This is a genomic window from Oceanicaulis sp. UBA2681, assembly GCF_002354675.1.
GTDB classification, from domain to species: domain Bacteria; phylum Pseudomonadota; class Alphaproteobacteria; order Caulobacterales; family Maricaulaceae; genus Oceanicaulis; species Oceanicaulis alexandrii.
This window is the reverse complement of the sequence record NZ_DEMB01000016.1, coordinates 271067-289912: the sequence shown is the minus strand read 5'-3', so window position 1 is coordinate 289912 and position 18846 is coordinate 271067. Positions and strand designations below refer to the sequence as shown.

18 protein-coding genes are annotated in these 18846 nt (G+C 64.1%); 16 read left to right on the top strand and 2 right to left on the bottom strand.

Translation table 11 applies throughout. The features are described from left to right. Positions 1 to 29: 29 nt before the first annotated feature. Both B3M53_RS12730 and B3M53_RS12725 read left to right on the top strand, forming a co-directional pair. The gene (locus B3M53_RS12730) at positions 30 to 362 is read left to right on the top strand and encodes a PadR family transcriptional regulator (protein WP_022700048.1); all 333 of its coding nucleotides are present in this window, start codon (positions 30 to 32) and stop codon (positions 360 to 362) included. Next, positions 359 to 946, top strand: a complete 588-nt coding sequence (locus B3M53_RS12725; protein ID WP_273019292.1) for a hypothetical protein — start codon at positions 359 to 361, stop codon at positions 944 to 946. The genes B3M53_RS12730 and B3M53_RS12725 overlap by 4 nt, the downstream gene beginning before the upstream one ends. Here the strand turns inward: B3M53_RS12725 and B3M53_RS12720 are convergent. Both B3M53_RS12720 and B3M53_RS12715 read right to left on the bottom strand, forming a co-directional pair. Then, a complete protein-coding gene (locus B3M53_RS12720; RefSeq protein ID WP_022700046.1) occupies positions 930 to 1307 on the bottom strand; it encodes a VOC family protein in 378 nt (125 codons plus the stop codon). The two genes, B3M53_RS12725 and B3M53_RS12720, sit on opposite strands and share 17 nt — an antisense overlap. A gap of 93 nt (positions 1308 to 1400) precedes the next feature. After that, the gene (locus tag B3M53_RS12715) at positions 1401 to 3656 is read right to left on the bottom strand and encodes a heavy metal translocating P-type ATPase (protein WP_273019293.1); all 2256 of its coding nucleotides are present in this window, start codon (positions 3654 to 3656) and stop codon (positions 1401 to 1403) included. A gap of 188 nt (positions 3657 to 3844) precedes the next feature. Between B3M53_RS12715 and B3M53_RS12710 the strand changes: the two genes are divergently transcribed. The 14 genes from B3M53_RS12710 to B3M53_RS12645 all read left to right on the top strand — a co-directional run bounded on the left by B3M53_RS12710 (position 3845) and on the right by B3M53_RS12645 (position 18830). Then, a complete protein-coding gene (locus tag B3M53_RS12710) occupies positions 3845 to 4657 on the top strand; it encodes a thymidylate synthase (RefSeq protein ID WP_273019352.1) in 813 nt (270 codons plus the stop codon). A 3-nt stretch (positions 4658 to 4660) separates the two neighbouring features. Beyond that, on the top strand, positions 4661 to 5182 hold the full coding sequence (locus tag B3M53_RS12705; RefSeq protein WP_273019294.1) for a dihydrofolate reductase: 522 nt from the start codon (positions 4661 to 4663) through the stop codon (positions 5180 to 5182). A 102-nt stretch (positions 5183 to 5284) separates the two neighbouring features. Continuing rightward, positions 5285 to 6451 carry an FtsH protease activity modulator HflK gene (gene hflK, locus B3M53_RS12700; protein ID WP_022700041.1) on the top strand — a complete coding sequence of 389 codons (1167 nt, stop codon included), beginning with the start codon at positions 5285 to 5287 and terminating at the stop codon, positions 6449 to 6451. A gap of 3 nt (positions 6452 to 6454) precedes the next feature. Continuing rightward, on the top strand, positions 6455 to 7336 hold the full coding sequence (hflC, locus tag B3M53_RS12695) for a protease modulator HflC (protein ID WP_022700040.1): 882 nt from the start codon (positions 6455 to 6457) through the stop codon (positions 7334 to 7336). Positions 7337 to 7496: 160 nt separating this feature from the next. After that, on the top strand, positions 7497 to 8903 hold the full coding sequence (locus B3M53_RS12690) for a Do family serine endopeptidase (RefSeq protein WP_273019295.1): 1407 nt from the start codon (positions 7497 to 7499) through the stop codon (positions 8901 to 8903). A 9-nt stretch (positions 8904 to 8912) separates the two neighbouring features. Continuing rightward, on the top strand, positions 8913 to 9857 hold the full coding sequence (miaA, locus tag B3M53_RS12685; protein WP_273019296.1) for a tRNA (adenosine(37)-N6)-dimethylallyltransferase MiaA: 945 nt from the start codon (positions 8913 to 8915) through the stop codon (positions 9855 to 9857). Then, positions 9857 to 10846, top strand: a complete 990-nt coding sequence (gene ilvC, locus B3M53_RS12680) for a ketol-acid reductoisomerase (RefSeq protein ID WP_028284491.1) — start codon at positions 9857 to 9859, stop codon at positions 10844 to 10846. The genes miaA and ilvC overlap by 1 nt, the downstream gene beginning before the upstream one ends. A 127-nt stretch (positions 10847 to 10973) precedes the next feature. Further along, a complete protein-coding gene (locus B3M53_RS12675; RefSeq protein ID WP_051143364.1) occupies positions 10974 to 11765 on the top strand; it encodes a TVP38/TMEM64 family protein in 792 nt (263 codons plus the stop codon). Positions 11766 to 11821: 56 nt separating this feature from the next. Then, a complete protein-coding gene (locus B3M53_RS12670) occupies positions 11822 to 12862 on the top strand; it encodes a rod shape-determining protein (protein WP_009801441.1) in 1041 nt (346 codons plus the stop codon). Between the two features lie 77 nt (positions 12863 to 12939). Beyond that, complete coding sequence (gene mreC, locus B3M53_RS12665) at positions 12940 to 13785, top strand: rod shape-determining protein MreC (RefSeq protein WP_022700035.1); 846 nt, start codon at positions 12940 to 12942, stop codon at positions 13783 to 13785. Continuing rightward, positions 13785 to 14294: a hypothetical protein gene (locus B3M53_RS12660; protein ID WP_022700034.1), complete on the top strand. Its 510-nt coding sequence runs from the start codon at positions 13785 to 13787 to the stop codon at positions 14292 to 14294. Before mreC ends, B3M53_RS12660 begins: the two co-directional genes overlap by 1 nt. 27 nt (positions 14295 to 14321) lie before the next feature. Beyond that, positions 14322 to 16199, top strand: a complete 1878-nt coding sequence (gene mrdA, locus B3M53_RS12655; RefSeq protein ID WP_160092335.1) for a penicillin-binding protein 2 — start codon at positions 14322 to 14324, stop codon at positions 16197 to 16199. A gap of 3 nt (positions 16200 to 16202) precedes the next feature. Continuing rightward, complete coding sequence (rodA, locus tag B3M53_RS12650; protein ID WP_022700032.1) at positions 16203 to 17348, top strand: rod shape-determining protein RodA; 1146 nt, start codon at positions 16203 to 16205, stop codon at positions 17346 to 17348. Positions 17349 to 17474: 126 nt separating this feature from the next. Beyond that, the gene (locus B3M53_RS12645) at positions 17475 to 18830 is read left to right on the top strand and encodes a sodium-dependent transporter (protein WP_160092334.1); all 1356 of its coding nucleotides are present in this window, start codon (positions 17475 to 17477) and stop codon (positions 18828 to 18830) included. The last annotated feature ends 16 nt before the right edge of the window (positions 18831 to 18846 follow it).

The following is an 18846-nucleotide window of genomic DNA, read 5'->3' as shown; positions in this document are numbered from 1 at the left end:
ATGGACAGAAACGGGAATTGCGGGGTGCGATGACAGACGCTGAAGCGAAGCTGGACCGACAAATGCGCAAGGGTTTGCTGGGTGTGGCGGCCTTGTCTGCGCTGGCGAACGCGCCCCAGCATGGCTACGCGCTTGCGCAAACCCTGCACGCGCTGTTTGGCGCGTCTGTTCCTGAAGGCACGCTCTACCCCTTGCTCTCCGGATTTGAAGAGGAGGGTTGGGTCGGTACGGAATGGGACACCACGCGCCCGGGACCCGCGCGCAAGGTTTATCGCATAACGGAGAGCGGACGCGAGGCGCTGCAGCGCTTCAGGGCGCGCTTCGAGCTGCTGGCTGGCGCGATCAAGGAGGGTTTTTCATGAAACTGGCTCGAATTCACGATCTTGCCGACAAAACGGCGCGAGAGCATGCACAAGCGTGGTTTGACCGCTTTGAGGCGGCCTATGCGGGAGAGTCGGCAGCGCGAAAGACCGCGCGGGACCAGTTGGAGACCCATCTGATTGAGGCGCTCCACGACGATGCGAGCGCTAGCGTGCGGCAGGTGGATGAAGCCCTGGCGCGTCTCGGCGCCCCTGAGGAAATCGCCGCGGAGTGGAGCGGCGCTTCACTCGTATCGTCGCAGAATGGCGCACGCCAGAAGATCGCCAGACTGGCCGGCAGCCTGGCGCGCGGCGTATCGATTGTCATAGGGCTTTTGATGTTGGCGGCGGCCTTCGCCCGTTTGAGCGATCCGGCCTCTGTCGGCCTTTTCCAGCTTGCAGACGGTTCATGGCTCGTCGGCACCGTGAATGGTCAGGAGGTGTCAAAAGACGTGCTGGGAGGTTGGACCGTTCCGGTCGCCCTGTCCCTGGCGCTGGCTTTCCTGATAGGGGCCAGCGCCAGGTCGGGTGTCTGGAGCGCCATTACGGGATGGCGCAAACGCGGGAATGTCAGCCCATTTTCATGATGAAGGCGTTGAGCTTGTTGCCGTCCAGATCGCGAAAATAGGCGGCGTAAAAGCTGTCACCGCGCCAGCCCGGCTCACCTTCGCAGGTTCCGCCCAGTTCCAGCGCAGTCTTGTAGATCTCATCCACATGGGCTTCGTCACGAGCCGCCAGCGCGACCATGACGCCATTGCCGACACTGGCCGGTTCGCCGTTGAACGGCTTGGTCAGCCCGATCCCGGCGCCGCCGTCAGGTTTGCCCCAGGCGATGAAATTGCCCGGATCCTCCATCATGCGCGGCGTGTCGAGCAGCTCCGCGATGCGGTCATAAAACGCCGCTGCTTTCTCAAGATCATTCGTTCCGACAGTCACATAACCAATCATAGTGCGTTCCCCATTTGTTCGGAGCGACAATGAACCATGCCGCCCAGATCGCGGCAAGTGAAATTCCGGTCAGATCCGTGGAAAACCCAAGGCTCAGGCCTTGAAGCCTCGCAGCCTCAAGGCATTGGTCAGCACGCAAACGCTGGAGGCCGCCATGGCGGCTGCGGCGAAGATCGGCGACAGCGACCAGCCGAAGACGGGCGTGAACACGCCCGCCGCCACCGGGATCAGCAGTGCGTTATAGCCAAACGCCCAGACCAGATTCTGTTTGATATTGTTCAGGGTCGCCCGGCTCAGCCCCAGGGCTGCGGCCACTCTGGCGGGATCATCGCGCATCAGGACGACGTCCGCGCTTTCCACGGCGATGTCAGAGCCTGACCCCATGGCGACGCCCACATCGGCCTCGGCGAGGGCGGCGGCGTCATTAATGCCGTCGCCGATAAAGGCGATCGGGCCGTAGGCTTTGCGCAGGGATGCGACGGCCTGGTATTTCTCGTCTGGCGGCGTTTCGGCGCGGATATCTTCAATCCCGAGCGCCTGTCCGACCGCATGCGCCGGCGCCTCGCCATCACCGGTGATCATGGCGATTTTGACGCCCTGACGGCGTAAGGCCTCAAGAGCTTCAAAAGCGCCGGAGCGGATCGGGTCGGAGACGCCGAAGACGGCTTGAACCTGGGTGTCCCGCGCGAGGATGATCACTGTGACGCCGGACTCATCGAGCGCCTTGATGGCGGGCGCCAGCGGATCGAGATCCACGCCGAGCCGCGTCATATAGCGTTTGGAGCCCAGCGCGACGCTTTGATCGTCCAGAACAGCTGTCACGCCGAACCCGGCTTCGGCGCGCCAGTCGTTCAGCGCAGGCAGGGAGATCGCACGCTCCTCTGCGGCTTTGAGGACGGCGCGGGCGATCGGGTGCTCGCTCTTGTGTTCCAGTGCGGCGGCGAGCGCGAGCGCGTCGTCTTCGCCCTGATCGCCGCTTGTATGGATCGCGGTCAGCGCCGGGCGGCCCTCGGTCAGCGTGCCGGTCTTGTCAAAGGCGGCGACGCGCACCCCCGCCAGTGATTGCAACGCTTCGCCCTGCCGGAACAGCACGCCCAGTTCGGCGCCGCGGCCCGCGCCCACCATGATCGAGGTGGGCGTCGCCAGCCCCATGGCGCACGGGCAGGCGATGATCAGCACGGCGACGGCTTTCACCAGCGCCTCACTCACCCCCGCATCCGGGGCCAGTATCAGCCAGACGAAAAAGGTGATCAGAGCGATGGCGATCACGGCGGGCACGAAAACCCCCGTCACCCGGTCGACCAGCGATTGGATCGGCAGTTTGGCGCCCTGGGCGTGTTCGACCATGGCGATGATCTGGCTCAGCACCGTATCCGCGCCTGTCCGTTCGGTGCGGATGGTCAGCGCGCCATTGGTGTTCATCGAACCGCCGACGACAGCGTCACCTTCTGATTTGAGCACCGGAACCGGCTCGCCCGTCAGCATGGATTCATCCACATAGGACTGGCCGTCCGCCACTGTCCCATCTACGGGCAGGCGCTCGCCGGGGCGCACATGAACCTGATCGCCGGGGATGATCGCGTCCAGCGCCAGCTCGACGATCTCGCCGTCACGCTCCACCCGCGCGGTTTGCGGACGCAGGCCGATCAGCTTGCGGATGGCGGCGCTGGTGCGGCCCCTAGCGCGCGCTTCCATATACCGGCCCGCCAGGATCAAGGTGGTGATCATCGCGGCGGCTTCAAAATAAATGTGGCGCGCCTCAACCGGGAACAGCTCGGGCGCCACAAGAACCAAAGTGGAATAGGCCCAGGCTGCGCCGGCGCCGAGCGCCACCAGCGCATTCATTTCCGGCGCCAGCCGGAACAGGGCCTGGCCGCCCAGCGTGAAGAAGCGGCGACCGGGGAAGGCTAGCACCAGGGTCGTCAGCACGAACTGGATCGACCAGCTGAGAGTTTGGCCCAGCGTGTTCATGATGAAATGATGGAAGCCGGGGATCATGTGCCCGCCCATCTCCAGCACGAAGACTGGCAAGGTCAGAACGGCTGCGAGGATCAGCTGGCGTTTGAGATCGGCGCGCTCACGCGCCTTGTCTGCTTCCTCACGGGCGGCGCGATCCGGCGCGGGATCATAGCGTTCGGCCTGGAAGCCGACGCTTTGCACCGCTGCTATCAGCGTGGCTTCGTCCAAGGTTTCGCCTGTGACTTGCGCCCGCGATGTCGCGAAATTGACGCTGGCGCGTTCAACGCCGTCGGTCTTTGACAAAGCTGTCTCGACCTTTCGCACGCAGCCTGCGCAGGTCAGGCCGGACAGTGACAGGGTGAGGGCGGAGTGAGGAGCGGTCTGGGTCATGGCGTTGAGATCGGCCCTGAGCGGGTCATATGCAAGTGTCTGACGGTGCGAAACAGATGCGGTTTATCCGCGTAAGACCGGACGATGGGTGCGCCGCTGGCCTTTTCCGAATCGTCAGCGAGGTTAAACTCACTCGCGGTATTTGATCTCAGGAGGCCGCCATGGCGCTCGCCGAAACTCCGACGCCGATGCTCGGCTCCCCCATCGAGCGCGCCTATCTCGACCTGCTTCACGAGATTATGGAGACGGGTGAAGACCAGACCGACCGCACCGGCACCGGCACGCGCGGCGTGTTCGGCCGCCAGATCCGCTGTGACCTCGCCGACGGCTTCCCGCTGCTGACCACCAAGAAGGTCCATTTCAAATCCATCGCGGTGGAGCTGTTGTGGTTCATCAAGGGCATCACCAACGTCAAATGGCTGCAAGAGCGCGGCGTCAGCATCTGGGATGAATGGGCGGACGAGAACGGCGAGCTCGGCCCCGTCTACGGCAAGCAATGGCGTCGCTGGGAAGGCCCCAATGGCGAGGAGATCGACCAGCTGGCCGCCCTGATCGACCAGATCAAGACAAGCCCGGACAGCCGCCGTCATGTGATCAGCGCCTGGAACCCCGCCGACGTGCCGTCCATGGCGCTGCCGCCCTGTCATACCCTGTTCCAGTTCAAGGTTCTGGGCGGGCGGTTGCACCTGCAGCTCTATCAGCGCAGCGCGGACATGTTCCTCGGCGTGCCGTTCAATATCGCCAGCTATGCGCTGCTGCTGGCCATGGTCGCGCAAGCGACCGGCTATGAGCCGGGCGAATACGTGCACACCTTCGGCGACGCGCACATCTATTCAAACCATTTCGACCAGGTGCGCGAACAGCTGTCCCGCGATCCGCGCGCCTTGCCCACTTTGACGCTCAACCCGGACGTGACCGATCTGTTCGCGTTCGAATACGAGGACATCACGATCGAGGGGTATGACCCCCATGCGCGGATTTCCGCGCCGGTGGCGGTGTAGGCGATGACCCACACCAAGCTCGCCATTGTCGTCGCGGTCGCCAGAAACGGCGTCATCGGGCGCGCGGGCGATCTGCCCTGGCGCATTCCGTCCGACCTCAAACGCTTCAAGCAAGTGACGCTTGGCAAGCCGGTGGTGATGGGGCGCAAGACCTGGGACAGCCTGCCGCGCAAGCCGCTGCCGGGGCGGGCGAATTTTATCATCAGCCACTCCATGACGGCGGCGGCCGGGGCTTACGTGTTCGCGGATGTGGATGCGTGCCTTGATGAGGCGCGCGCCGCGGCGGTGGATGCCGGAACAGACGAAGTCTGCCTGATCGGCGGGGCTCAGCTTTACGCCGACCTGCTGCCGCGTGTGGACCGCATCTATCTCACTGAAGTGGATCTGGCGCCCGAAGGCGACGCGCACTTTCCGCCCCTTGATGAGGCGGAGTGGCGTGAAATCAGCTCTGAACGTGTTGAGGCGTCTGAAAAAGACGATGCCGGGTTCACCCTGAGGGTGCTCGACCGGACGCGGGCAGTTTAGCGCAGCACCCTGATACCGGTTTTACTTGAACCGGAGCGTGTGACCGGCCACATACTGGTATACCTAAGAACCCAAAAAACCACTTAACCAGCGGGGAGATCCATGCCCTGGAACGACAATGCAGGCGGCGGCGGCCCATGGGGCTCCGGCGGCGGCGGTCAGAATAACAATAACAACAACCCCTGGGGCCGCGGCCCCAACGGGCCGGGCCGTGGCCCGTCCGGCGGGGGTCAGGAGCCTGACCTTGAGGAACTGGTGCGCCGGTTCCAGCAATGGCTCGGCGGCAAGGGTCCGCGCGGCGGTGGCCGTGGCGGCTCTGGCAAAGGCGGTTCAGGCGGCGGCCTGGTCGGCGTGGTGGCGGGTCTGATCGCCATCGGCGTCATCACCGCAGCGTCCGTCTATCAGGTCGGTCCGGGTGAAGCGGGCGTGGTGCAGCGCTTTGGCGAATACGTGCGCACGACCGGAGCTGGTCTTCGCATCAAGCTGCCCTATCCGATCGAGACGGTTGAAACCGTCAACGTCACCGAGATCCGCTCCGTGACGATCGGTTCGACGCCGCAAGAAGCGCTGATGGTCACCCGCGATGAAAACATCGTGGACCTGTCCTTCACCGTTCAGTGGCAAGTCGATCCGACCCGGGTTCGGGACTTTGTCTTCAACGTTCGTGATCAGGCCTCCATGGTTCGCGCGGTGTCTGAAAGCGCCATGCGTGAAGTGGTGGGCACCTCCGACCTGCAGCCGATCATCGGTACGGGTCGTGGCGAAGTGGCTCAGCGCGCTGAAGAGATCATTCAGGACACGCTCGACCTGTATGAGTCCGGCATTCAGCTCGTGGGTCTGCAATTGCAGGAATCCGCGCCGCCTGAAGAGGTGATTGCAGCCTTCCAGGACGTGATCAGCGCCGAGCAGGACGCCGAGGCCATTGCTCTGCAAGCCACAGCCTACGCCAACCGCGTTGTTCCTGAAGCCCGCGGCGACGCCGTACGTCTTCTGGAAGAATCGCGCGGTTATCGTGACCAGGTGGTCGCCGAGGCCCAGGGTCAGGCGGACCGCTTCAACTCGATCTACACCGAATACGCCCAGGCTCCGGCCGTGACGCGTGAGCGGATGTATCTTGAGACCATGGAACAGGTTCTGGGCCGGTCCGACCTGATCATTCTCGATCAGGACGGCGCCGCGAACGGGGCGGTTCCGTATCTGCCGCTCGATCAGCTGGGTCGTAACCGGGGCGATGTCAATCGCGCCGCAGGCTCAGGGCAGGGAGGTTAAATCATGAGATTTCTGACAATCGCCCTCGTGGTCATTCTGGGCGGTCTTCTGATCGCCGTGGCCACCGCCACCTATACGGTCGCCGAGACTCGCTCCGCCCTGGTGCTGCGTTTCGGTGATCCGGTTCGCGTCATCAACGATATCGGCGATGACGAAGCCGGGCTGCACTTCAAGCTGCCCTGGGAAGAGGTCCTGCTGTTTGACCGCCGCAATGTCGAGTTCGACATGCGTCCGCAACAACTGCAGGCCGGCGACCAGGAACGCCTCGAAGTGGACGCCTTCCTGCGCTACCGGATCGTCAATCCGCTGCGCTACTTCCAGACTGTTCGCAATGAGGCCGGCGCGAACGCCCGCCTTGGCTCGATCATGGAAGATGCGTTGCGCGCCGTGGTCGGCTCGATCTCCTCTCAGGACGTCATCTCTGGCCAGCGCGCCGAGCTGATGGACCGGGTGGAGCGTTCGGTGGACGCCGCCGTGACCCGCGCTGATCTCGGCATTGAGGTCATCGACGTGCGCATCCTGCGCGCCGATCTCCCCAATGAAGTGGAAGAACGTGTGTTCTTGCGCATGCGGTCTGAACGTCAGCAGGAAGCTTCCCGCATCCGTGCTGAAGGTGAAGAGCGCTCGCGTGAGATTCGCGCCGCTGCGGATCGTGAAGCGACGGTTATTCTCGCCAACGCCCGCGCCGACGCGGACCGTATCCGCGGTGAGGGCGACGCTCAGCGGAATGCGATCTACGCCGCCGCCTACGGGCAGGACGAAGAATTCTTCCGCTTCTATCGCTCCATGATCGCCTATGAGACGGCGCTGCGTGAAGGCACCCCCATCGTGATGGGACCTGACAGCGCCTTCTTTGACTATTTCGGATCCCAGAGAGGCCGTTAACCGGTATTTCTGAGAGCGGAAACTGGACCGGCCGGGCGCAAAACGCCCGGCCGTTTCACTTTTTGGCTCTCAAACACAGGTCAGCGCTTGGCGGCGCCGGTGCGGCGCCGTTAAGACTCTTGGCCTGATTGAAAGACCAAACAGACAACGGGGAATGCCGATGCGCGTGCTTGGCGCTGTGATCTTTGCTCTGGCCCTTGCGGCGGTTTGCGCCGTCCAGGCCGCAGCCCAGCCCAATGAGGGCTTCGCCGATCTCAACGACCGGCTGAGCCCCGCCGTGGTCAATATCGCCACCGCCCAGCGGGTTGGCGATGAGGACGGCTCGCCCCTGTTTGCGCCAGGCACTCCGCTGGAACGCTATAATGATCTGTCGGGCAATCGCCTGCGCATGCAGCGCTCGCTCGGCTCTGGATTCATCATCGACGCGGACGGCGTGGTGATCACCAATCACCACGTGATCGACGGCGCGGATGAAGTGGAGGTCGTCCTGCAAAACGGCCGCATTCTCTCTGCGACGGTTGTCGGCAGCGATCCGGCCACAGACATCGCGGTGTTGCGCGTGCAGTCCGAGACGCCCTTGCCCGTGGTCGCCTTTGGCGACAGCGAAGCGGCGCGGGTCGGCGAGTGGGTGGTCGCCATCGGCAATCCGTTCGGCCTGGGCGGCTCGCTGACCGCTGGCGTGATCAGCGCGCGCGGCCGCGAGATCGGCGGACGCTATGACGATTACCTGCAGACCGACGTGGCGATCAACCGGGGCAATTCCGGCGGGCCCTTGTTCAACATGGACGGCGATGTGATCGGCGTGAACACGGCGATCTTCTCGCCCACCGGCACGTCGGTCGGCATTTCGTTTTCCGTGCCGAGCGCCATCGCCGAACCGGTGATCAACCAGCTGATCGAGTATGGCGAGACCCGCCGGGGCTGGATCGGCGTCAACGTGCTGGAAGTCACCCGCGACATGGCTGAGGCGATGGGGCTGAACATGCCCCGCGGCGCTGTCCTGACCCGTATTGATCCCGAGGGCCCCGCCGCAGACAGCGGGCTTCAAACCGGCGATGTGATCCTGGCCTTCAACGGCCGCCCAGTGGCCGACGACCGGGTGCTGCCGCGCATCGTGGCCGAGACGGAGCCGGGCTCCAGCGTGGAGGTGGAAGTGTTTCGCCGTGGCGAATCCCTGACCCTGGTGCTGGAGGTTGAACGCCTTGAGGAAGAGGGACGGCCCACCCCGCCCGTCGGCGCCGAGCTTGATGAAGACGGCGATGGCCGCGGCGATGTCCTGAATGGCGATCTGTTCGGCATGACGCTCGAGCCCATCACCGACTCGCTGCGCCGGCGCTATCGCATCAACGCGGACGCCAGCGGGCTTGTGGTCACGGCGGTGGACCCTGACAGCGACGCCGCCGGCAAGGTCCGTCCCGGCGATGTGGTGGAAGAGATCGCCTGGACCCCGGTGGAGAGCCTGGATCAGGCCCGCGATCTGGTCGCCCGGGCTGGCGAGGACGGCGCGCCCGTGCTGTTCAGCCTGAACCGGCAGGGTCAGTACGTGCTTGAAACCTTGCGCAGCTAGACCGCCTTGATGGCCGTCACGCCCGACATTCTGCTGCTGGCCGGCCCGACCGCGTCCGGAAAAAGCGCGCTGTCGCTTCATGCCGCACGGGCGCTGGATGGCGAGATCATCAATGCGGACTCCATGCAGGTCTATGACGGGCTGAGCGTGATCACTGCGCGCCCCGAACCGCATGAGATGGCGGGCGTGCCCCATCATCTGTTCGGCGTGATGGACCCTGGCGAGCGGTGCTCGGTCGGGGCGTGGGCGAAGCTGGCTGTCGACGCCGTGCGTGAGATCACCGGGCGCGGCAAGCGCGCCGTGTTTGTCGGTGGCACAGGGCTATACTTCAAGGCGTTGGTGGAGGGGCTGGCGCCGACGCCGGAGGTGCCGCAAGCGATCAGCGATGAGGTTGCGGCGCTCTATGAGCGCGGCGGGCTGGAGGCTTTGCGCGCCGAAGCGGAGGCGCTTGACCCGGTGGGCGCAGCGCGGATCGAGGCGGGCGACCGGCAGCGCCTGATGCGCCTGATCGCCGTAGCGCGCGTCGCGGGACGCCCGCTGTCGGACATCCAGGCCGAGACGCGCCCGCTGATTGATCCCAAGCGAGCCATCGGCGTGGTCATCGCCCCGGATCGCGAGGCGCTGTACGCCCGGATCGAGGCGCGCTTTGACCAGATGGTGGCCCATGGCGCGTTGGAAGAAGCCCGCGCCATCGCCGAGCGCCGCCTGTCGCCGGACCTGCCTGCGATGAAAGCGGTGGGCCTGCCGCCGCTAATCGCCCATGTTCAGGGGCGACTGGAGCTCGATGAGGCCATTGATCTGGCCAAGCGCGACACGCGCCGCTACGCCAAACGTCAGTACACCTGGTTTTCCAACCAGCACCCCGACTGGAAGCGCGTCCAATCCCTGGATCCGGTCACCGCGCGCGCCGAGCTGGACGACATTCTTCTCAAACCCTTTTTCGGAGCCGGATGATGGCTGAACCGTTGTATCAGGCTGATCTCGACCTCAGCGCTCTTGAGAGCGAGACCCTCGCCATTATCGGCTACGGCAATCACGGGCGTTCGCATGCGCTCAATCTGCGCGACATGGGCGCGCGCTCCATCCTGATCGCCTTGCGAGAGGGCTCGCCTTCGCGCGCCAAGGCCGAGGCGGACGGATTTGAAGTGGTGTCGATGGCGGAGGCCGCGCGGCGCGCGGATATGCTGTCGCTGCTGGCGGCGGACGAGGCGCATGGCGAGATCTGGCGCGAGCATATCGCGCCGCATTACCGCCCCGGCCTGACCTTGTTGCTCTGCCACGGGTTTTCCATTGAGTACAAGGTGATCGAGCCGCCTGCCGATATTGACGTCGTGCTGGCCGCGGCCAAGGGGCCGGGCGGCGCGGTGCGATCGAGCTTTGAAAAGGGCGGCTCCCTGATCGGGTTCTGGGCGGTGCATCAGGATTATACCGGTCAGGCCGAGGCGCGGGCGAAAGCGTATCTGGGCGGGCTGGGCTGCGGCCGGGCCGGGGTCTACGCCACGACCTTTGGCGAGGAGGCTCTGGCCGATATTCTGGGCGAGCAGGCGGTGCTGGTGGGCGGCATGTGCGCTCTGGCGCGCGAAGGGTATGAACAGCTGGTCGCCGCGGGGATCAGTCCGGTCATGGCCTATATCGACACCGTGCATGAGATCAAATACATCGCCGACCTGATCCAGAGCCGCGGCATCGCCGGCATGTGTGAAGCCATTTCAGACACCGCCGAATTTGGCGCGCACGAAGTGGAAGGCCCGATCCGTGATGCGGTGCGCCCCGTGTTTGAAGCCATCGTGAAGGATGTCACCGCCGGCGGCTTCGCCAAGCGCTGGGTGGCCGATTACGAGCAGGGACGGGCGGGTCTGAAAGCCATGCGCGCCAAAGCGGCCGAGCACGAGCTGGAAGAGACCGGGCGATTGATCCGCCGGGCTTCGAACTTTGGTGACTGAAGCGCTTAATCGAATTGATTGCGCCAACCGATTGCCAGCGGTGTAAAAAAGCGTATGCGTACCGCCGCTCCGCGCTGGCCAAACAGCCTTGAGGCGCGGCGTTGACCCTTTGCCGGATATGATCGCCATGAACCCGCTTGTTCGCTTTTTCACTCGTATGGACGCCCGCGCCGCTCGCGCGATCTACATTTCGCTGGCGCTGTTTGCTCTGGTCCTGGCGATTTTCCTGACCGGCAAGTTCGTGCTGAACATCGAGCCGGGGCAGATCGGGACCTGGTTTGAGAGCGCGGCGGACCAATGGTACGCCCTGCCGGCGACCATCGTCATTTTCACGGTGCTGGCCTTTGTCGGCGCGCCCCAGTTTGCGCTGATCGGGGCTGCCGTATTCGCGTTCGGCCCGGTGCAGGGATTTTTGTATTCGTGGGTCGCGACGCTCGTTTCGGCGACCGTGACCTTTTACGCCGGACGTCTGGCGGGCGCGGACGCGGTGCGCCGCTATGGCGGGCAGACGGTCAATCGTATTTCCGAATTTGTGGGGCGGAACGGGTTTTTCGCCTCCATGATCGTGCGAATCGTTCCGAGCGCGCCCTTCATCGTGGTCAATATGGCGGCGGGTGTTTCGCATATGAGTTATTTTGCCTTTATCGGCGGATTGGCCATCGGCGTGCTGCCAAAAACCGCTCTGGTGGTGTTTGCAGGCGGCGGCTTGATGGCGCTTTTATCCGGTGGCGGATGGCTCGCAATCCTTGCCCTGGTTGGGATTGCGGCCCTCTGGATTGTGTTCATGCTGTTGGCGCGGCGCTGGCTGCGCGGACCTGAAACAGAGTTAAAAAATCCCGTGGAAGACTCAGCTGACGCTGAGGCTGAGACGGGTGAGCGGCTTGCAATCGGTGACGCAGCATCGCACAAGGAGTCATGATACTTGCCCCAGCGCGGCGACTCGCCTGCTGCGCCTGACAGATAAAGAGGCAGAGAATGTTCTCCAGCGTGTTCGGTCTCCTTTCCGCGGATATCGCCATCGATTTGGGGACGGCGAACACATTGGTCTACGTCAAGGGCCGCGGCGTCGTTCTGAATGAGCCTTCTGTCGTCGCCTACAAGGTGGACAAGGGCCGCAAGCATGTTCAGGCCGTCGGCGCAGAAGCCAAGCTGATGCTGGGCAAGACCCCGGGCAATGTGGAAGCCATCCGACCCATGCGTGACGGCGTGATCGCCGATTTCGACGTGGCCGAAGAGATGATCAAGCACTTCATTCGCAAGGTGCACAATCGTCAGACCTTCGTCAGCCCGCAGGTCGTGATCTGCGTGCCGTCCGGCGCCACCGCCGTGGAACGCCGCGCCATTCATGAAAGCGCCGTCGGCGCCGGTGCGCGCAAGGTCTATCTGATCGACGAGCCGATGGCGGCTGCGGTCGGCGCTGGCCTGCCGATCGACGAGCCGACTGGCTCCATGATCGTCGACATTGGCGGCGGCACCACCGAAGTGGCCGTGATGTCGCTGTCGGGCATCGTCTATTCGCGCTCGGTCCGTGTGGGCGGCGACAAGATGGACGAAGCCATCATCAATTATATTCGCCGCTCGGCGAACCTTCTGATCGGCGAAACCTCGGGTGAGCGGATCAAGAAGGAAATCGGTTCGGCCACCCCGCCGCAAAAAGGCGAAGGCCTGACGCTGGACATCAAGGGCCGCGATCTGATGAACGGCGTGCCGCGTGAAATCGTCGTGACTGAAGCCATGATCGCCGATGCGCTCTCAGAGCCGGTCGAGCAGATCGTGGAAGCGGTCAAGCAGGCGCTGGAAGCGACCCCGCCTGAACTGGCGGCGGACATTGTCGACAAGGGCATCGTGCTCACCGGCGGCGGCGCCTTGCTGCGCAATCTCGACACCGAGCTGCGCGATCGCACCGGCCTGCCGGTCAGCCTGGCGGACGAGCCGCTGTCTTGCGTGGTGCTGGGCTGCGGTAAAGCGGTCGAGAATCTGCGCCTGTGGCGTCCGATCCTGGCGGAAGCGGTTTAAGCGTGTAAGCGAGCCTGCGAGGGAGGCTACCCAGCGTGGCTCAACGGCGGAGTTCCAGACGAAGACAGGATGAGGGAGTGCGGTTTTCGCCTCTCTTGTTCATCATCTGCATTCTGGTCAGCTGTTTCCTGATTTACATCGACCGGCCTGAAAGCCGACCGCAAGCCCTGACGGGCCTGCGGGCCGGCTTCAATGATCTGGCGACGCCGGTGCTTGATCTCAGCGTTCGCCCCTTCCGCGGGCTCGCCAATATCGGCCCATGGTGGAAGCGCCAGTTCGAGCTGGCCGATGAAAACCGCAATCTGCGCATGCAGGCCGCCGAGATGCGCGCCTGGCGTGACGCCGCCCTGTCCTTGCAAGAACGCAACGCCCGCTATCGCGAAGCGCTGAACCTGCAGGCGGACGCTGCGGAGGCGCGGATCAGCGCCTGGACCGTGGCGGACCGGTCCAACGCCTTCGTGCGCTCGCGCCTGATCGACGCTGGCCATGAAGACGGGGTGCGCCCGGGCTATCCGGCGGTGAATGTTTACGGCCTTGTCGGACGGACAGTTGAAGTGGGGCGCAGCTCCACCCGGATTCTGCTTCTGACGGACATCAACTCCCGTGTCGCGGTGATGGCGGACCGGTCCAACGCCCGCGCTTTGCTGGTGGGCGATAACACCGAGTTTCCGCGTCTTGAATATCTGGGCGCCGAGCCCGATTTGCGCGAAGGCGACCGCATCGTCACCTCCGGCGATGACAATGTCATGCCGCGCGGCGTGCCGGTGGGGCAGGCGGTTCGCGATCGTGACGGGCGCTGGCGGGTGGCGTTGTTCAGCCGGACCGCGCCGATTGATCTGATCTGGATCTGGCCGTTCGAGCCTGTTCAGGAGCCTGAGGCGGACCCGGTCATTGAGCTCTCCACGCCAGAGGAGGCGAACTGATGCGCCCATCGGTCGAACGCAATAACGCCACCACCGATCTGGTGGTGTTCATCGTTACGATGCTGGTGGCTCTGATCCTGCACGCTTTGCCCAGCCGTCTGGGCGGCGGGCCGGATCTTGCGCCGGCCTTTCCCCTGATTGCGCTGTTTATCTGGTCGGTGCGTCAGCCCTGGTTTATCGCTCCGCCTGTTCTACTTCTGGTCGGCGTTATGCAGGATTTGCTGGCGGGCGCGCCCATGGGCGTCTGGGCGTTCGCGTTTCTCGTCGCATTCAGCGTCATGCGCCTGCGTGAGGCCGATGGCGCAGGCGGTGAGATCGGGCCTTTGGCCTTGCGGTTCACCCTGACGGCGATTGTGGCGTTCGGCGCAGCCTGGGGGGCGGGCTCGTTCGCCATCGGCGCCCCGGTGGCGCCTGGACCGTTGATTACTGAAGCGATCCTGACCATCCTTCTATTTCCGATCTTCGCCTGGTTGTTCGCCCGGCGAAAGGAACGCAGCACCTTCTCCTAAGGCAGCCCAGGCTGAGAAAGAGCGCGAATGCGTCGCGACAAGCAGGAAGCCCAAGCCCAGTTCACCCGCCGGTCCCTTCTGTTGTCAGGGCTCGGGGCGGGGGCTTTCGCCGCCTTGAGCGCGCGCATGTACGGCTTGCAGGTTCTGGAGCAGGACGCCTACCGGCTATTGTCTGAGCAAAACCAGTTCAATTTCCGCCTGCAACCGCCTGCGCGGGGGCGGCTTCTGGACCGGTTTGGCGAAGCGATTGCGGAAAATCGCGAAAGCTACCGGTTGATGATCGTGCGCGATCAGGCCGGCGATCCACGCGCGGCGCTGGAGCGCCTGTCGCGCTACATGCCGATCAGCGAAACGCGCATTGAACGCATCTTGCGCGCCGTGTCGCGCACCTCGCGCTTCACCCCGGTCACCGTGGCTGAGGATCTCGACTGGGAGACGTTTGCGCGAATCAATCTGCACCTGCCAGACTTGCCCGGCATCACCCCTGATGTGGGCGAAGTGCGCACCTACCCGCGCCCTTATGATTTTGCGCATGTGACCGGCTATGTGCAGGCGGCGCCGCCTGAAGCGGCCAATGACGATCCGCTTTTGCTGCATCCGGGTTTCCGGATCGGCCGCACCGGCGCGGAGCTGCAGCACGAAGACCGTTTGCGCGGTTCGGCGGGCCAGCTCAAGGTCGAGGTGAACGCCACCGGCCGGGTGATGCGCGAGATCCCCGAACAATCCATTCCCTCCGTTCCCGGCCAGGACGTCACCCTGACGCTGGACGCCCGCGCGCAACGCACGGCGATGGAAGCGCTGGGCGATCAGAGCGCGGCGGCGGTGGGGCTGGATGTGATCACCGGCGAGGTTCTGGTGCTCGCCTCCACCCCCAGCTTTGACCCGAACGCCTTTGTTCTGGGCATCGGGACAGAGGCGTTCGCCTCCCTCAACAACAACCCTTATCGCCCCTTGTTCAACAAGGCGACGACGGGGCTCTATGCGCCAGCCTCCACAGTGAAGGTGATGTCCTCGCTCGCCGCACTCGAGCATGGCGTGACAGACCCTGAAGAGACGATTTACTGCGGCGGCTCCACGCGGCTCGGTAATCGCGATTTCCATTGCTGGCGGCGCCAGGGCCATGGCCGCATGAATATGCATGAGGCGGTCAAGCAGTCCTGCGATATCTACTTTTACGAGATGGCGAACCGGCTGGGCATTGAACGCTATCGCGAGATGATGCTGAGCTGCGGTCTGGGTCAGTATTTTGATATCGGCCTGCCGTTCCCGCGCCGGGCGGAAGGCCTGGTGCCCAGCCCCGCCTGGAAGCGCGCCCGCCGCAATGAACCCTGGACGACGGGCGATACCTATAATGTGGGCATCGGGCAGGGCGCCCTGCTGGCGTCGCCCCTGCAATTGGCTGTGATGACCGCACGCATCGCGACAGGGCGTCAGGTGACGCCGACATTGACGCGTGCGACCGGCGCCGCTCCCGATTTCGCCTCCATGGGCTGGAATGCGGAGCACCTGGAGCTTGTGAACCAGGCCATGTCAGGCGTGGTCAACGAGCCGGGCGGCTCCGCCTATTGGCCGCTGGGCACACGGGGACTGGATCTGGACGGGCTTGAGATGGCGGGCAAGACCGGCACGTCTCAGGTCTATTCCATCTCCACAGAGGAACGCGCTGCGGGCGTGCGCGACCAGGATGACTTGCCCTGGCGTCTTCGCAATCACGGCCTGTTCGTCTCTTACGCGCCGGTCAGCGCGCCGCGCTATGTGGTTACTGTCGTGATCGAGCATGGCGGCGGCGGCACCCGCGCCGCGATCCCCGCCCAGGCCATTTTGCGCGACCTGGTGCGTCGCGACCCCTCCAACACCCGTCCGGACATGCTCGCTTCGGCGGCGCGTCCGACCACGGAGGGCTAGAGCATGGGCGTTTTCACCCAGTCCGCGCCGCGCGGCTTTCGGGGCAAGCTGTTTGAGATCAACTGGGCCTTCGTCCTGTTGATCCTGCTCGTCGGCCTGATCGGGGTCGGCATGCTGTATTCGGTGGAGGGCGGCGCCTGGAATCCCTACGCCTCACGCCATGCTTTGCGTTTGGGGGTCGGGCTGATGATCATGGTGGTCATCGCGCTGTTCCCGCCGCGGTTCTGGATGGGGCTCGCTTACCCCGCCTATCTGGGCGCACTGGTGCTGCTTGTCGGGGTGGAGCTGATCGGCGCCACGGCGATGGGCGCGCAGCGCTGGATTGATATCGGCCCGATCCGGATGCAGCCCTCTGAAATCATGAAGATCGCCCTGGTTCTGGCGCTGGCGCGTTATTATCACGACCTGCCCGAGGAAAAGGTCTCCTCGCTGGGCGGGCTGATCATACCGGCCCTGATGATCGCCTTGCCGATGGGGCTGATCGTCAAGCAGCCCGACCTTGGCACTTCGCTCTTGCTGGCGGCGACCGGGGTGGCGATCGTGTTTCTGGCGGGGCTGAGCTGGAAGGTGATCATCGGGTCTGGCGTTCTCGGCGGCGTCGCCGGCGGGTTCTTCTTCCAGTACGGGCTGCAGGATTATCAGCGCCGGCGGATCATGACCTTCATCAATCCTGAAGACGATCCCATGGGCGCGGGATATCACATCCTGCAGTCCAAGATCGCGCTGGGGTCGGGGGGGATGACCGGCAAGGGCTATATGGAAGGCACTCAGGCGCACCTGAACTTCCTGCCTGAGAAACAGACCGATTTCATCTTCACGATGCTGGGCGAGGAGTTCGGCTTTGTCGGCGGATTGGTGGTGCTCGGTCTCTATGCGTTGATCCTGGCCAATTGCGTGATGATCGCCACGTCGTGTCGCTCGGTATTCCTGCGCCTGGTGGTGATGGGAGTGGCGACGACCTTCTCGCTCTACGTCTTCATCAATGTGGGCATGGTGATGGGCATGTTGCCCGTGGTGGGCGTGCCGCTGCCGATGATCTCTTACGGCGGCACGGTGATGATGACGGTCCTGATCGGGCTGGGCCTGATCCTGGGCGCTCACGTCCACCGTGACACCGAACCGCCCAAGGGCGCAGGATTGTTTGGTTAACACCGCATTGCCCAACTTGACCGCAGGGCGCGGATCGACCAACCTCCCGCGCCAAACCGTCGCAGGGCGGATACAGATTTAAAGCGTGCGTCGGTCAGGCGCGGCTGAGGGGAGGAGACTGCACCTATGGCGATGGGCGGCGCGAGCGCGCACGGGACTTGGAGCAGCCGTTTCGGCTTTCTCATGGCGGCGATCGGGTCGTCGGTCGGGCTGGGCAATTTCTGGCGGTTTCCTTACACGGCAGGCGAGAATGGCGGCGCGGCGTTCGTGCTGATCTATCTGGTCTGCGTGGTGTTGATCGCCTTTCCGATCCTGATGGCGGAGCTGAGCGTGGGCCGCCATGCCCGCCGGTCGGCCGTGGGATCCACCCGCAAGATGGCGTTTGACGCCGGCGCCTCCGAGATGTGGTCGATCACCGGCTGGGTCGGCATGGCCGGCGGCGTGATGATCTTGTGCTTTTATTCGGTCGTTGCGGGCTGGGTCGCCGCCTATGTCTTCAAGATGCTGTCAGGCGGCATGGTCGGCATGGAGCCGTCTGTGGTCTCTGACGCCTTCGGTCAGCTTGTGGGCGACACCCGCACGGTCATCCTTTGGCATACCGCCTTCATGATCGTCACTGTGGGCATTGTGTGCTTTGGCGTGATCAAGGGCATTGAGCGCACGGTCTCGATCCTGATGCCGCTGTTCTTCCTGATGCTGGTGGGCATGGTGGTGTACGCGGGTCTGACGGCGGATATGGGCGCCGCGATCGAGTATCTGTTCGCGCCGGACTTCTCCAAGATCACCGCCCAGACCTTCCTGGAAGCGCTGGGGCAGGCCTTCTTCTCGATCGGCGTCGGTTCGGCGATCATGATCACCTATGGCTCCTATCTCTCGCGCGATGACAATCTGCCCCAATCGGCCGTCATCATTGCGGGCGCCGACACGATGGTGGCCATCATTGCGGGTCTGGCGATCTTCCCGTTCGTGTTCGCCTTCGGGCTGAGCCCGGATGCAGGCCCCGGCCTGTTCTTCCAGACCCTGCCGTCGGCCTTCGCGCAGATGCCGGGCGGCCAATGGGTCGGCGGGGCGTTCTTCTTCCTCGCCCTGATCGCGGCCCTGACCAGCTCGATTTCGCTGTTGCAGGTGATTGTGGCCTTTGGCGAGGAGCACACCGATTTCGGCCGTGTGGGCTCGGCGCTGTTCTTTGGCGCGATCATCTACATGTTCGGCATCGCGGCGGCTTTCTCCGGGGAGTTCTTCGATATTCTGGACAAGGTGTCGGGCACGATCTTGCTGCCGCTGGGCGGCTTCCTCATCGCGCTCTTCACGGGCTGGGTCGTCTCCAAGGCGCTCATGCAGAAAGAGCTGCCTGATGCGGGTGCGAAGTTCTTCGCCTATTGGCGCTTCAGCATTCGCTGGTTGGCGCCGGTCGCTGTGGGCCTGATCATCGTGACGGGTCTGGCCAGCACCTTTGGCTTTGACCTGCCCTTTCTGAACTAGGCGGCGGTTTCGCCTG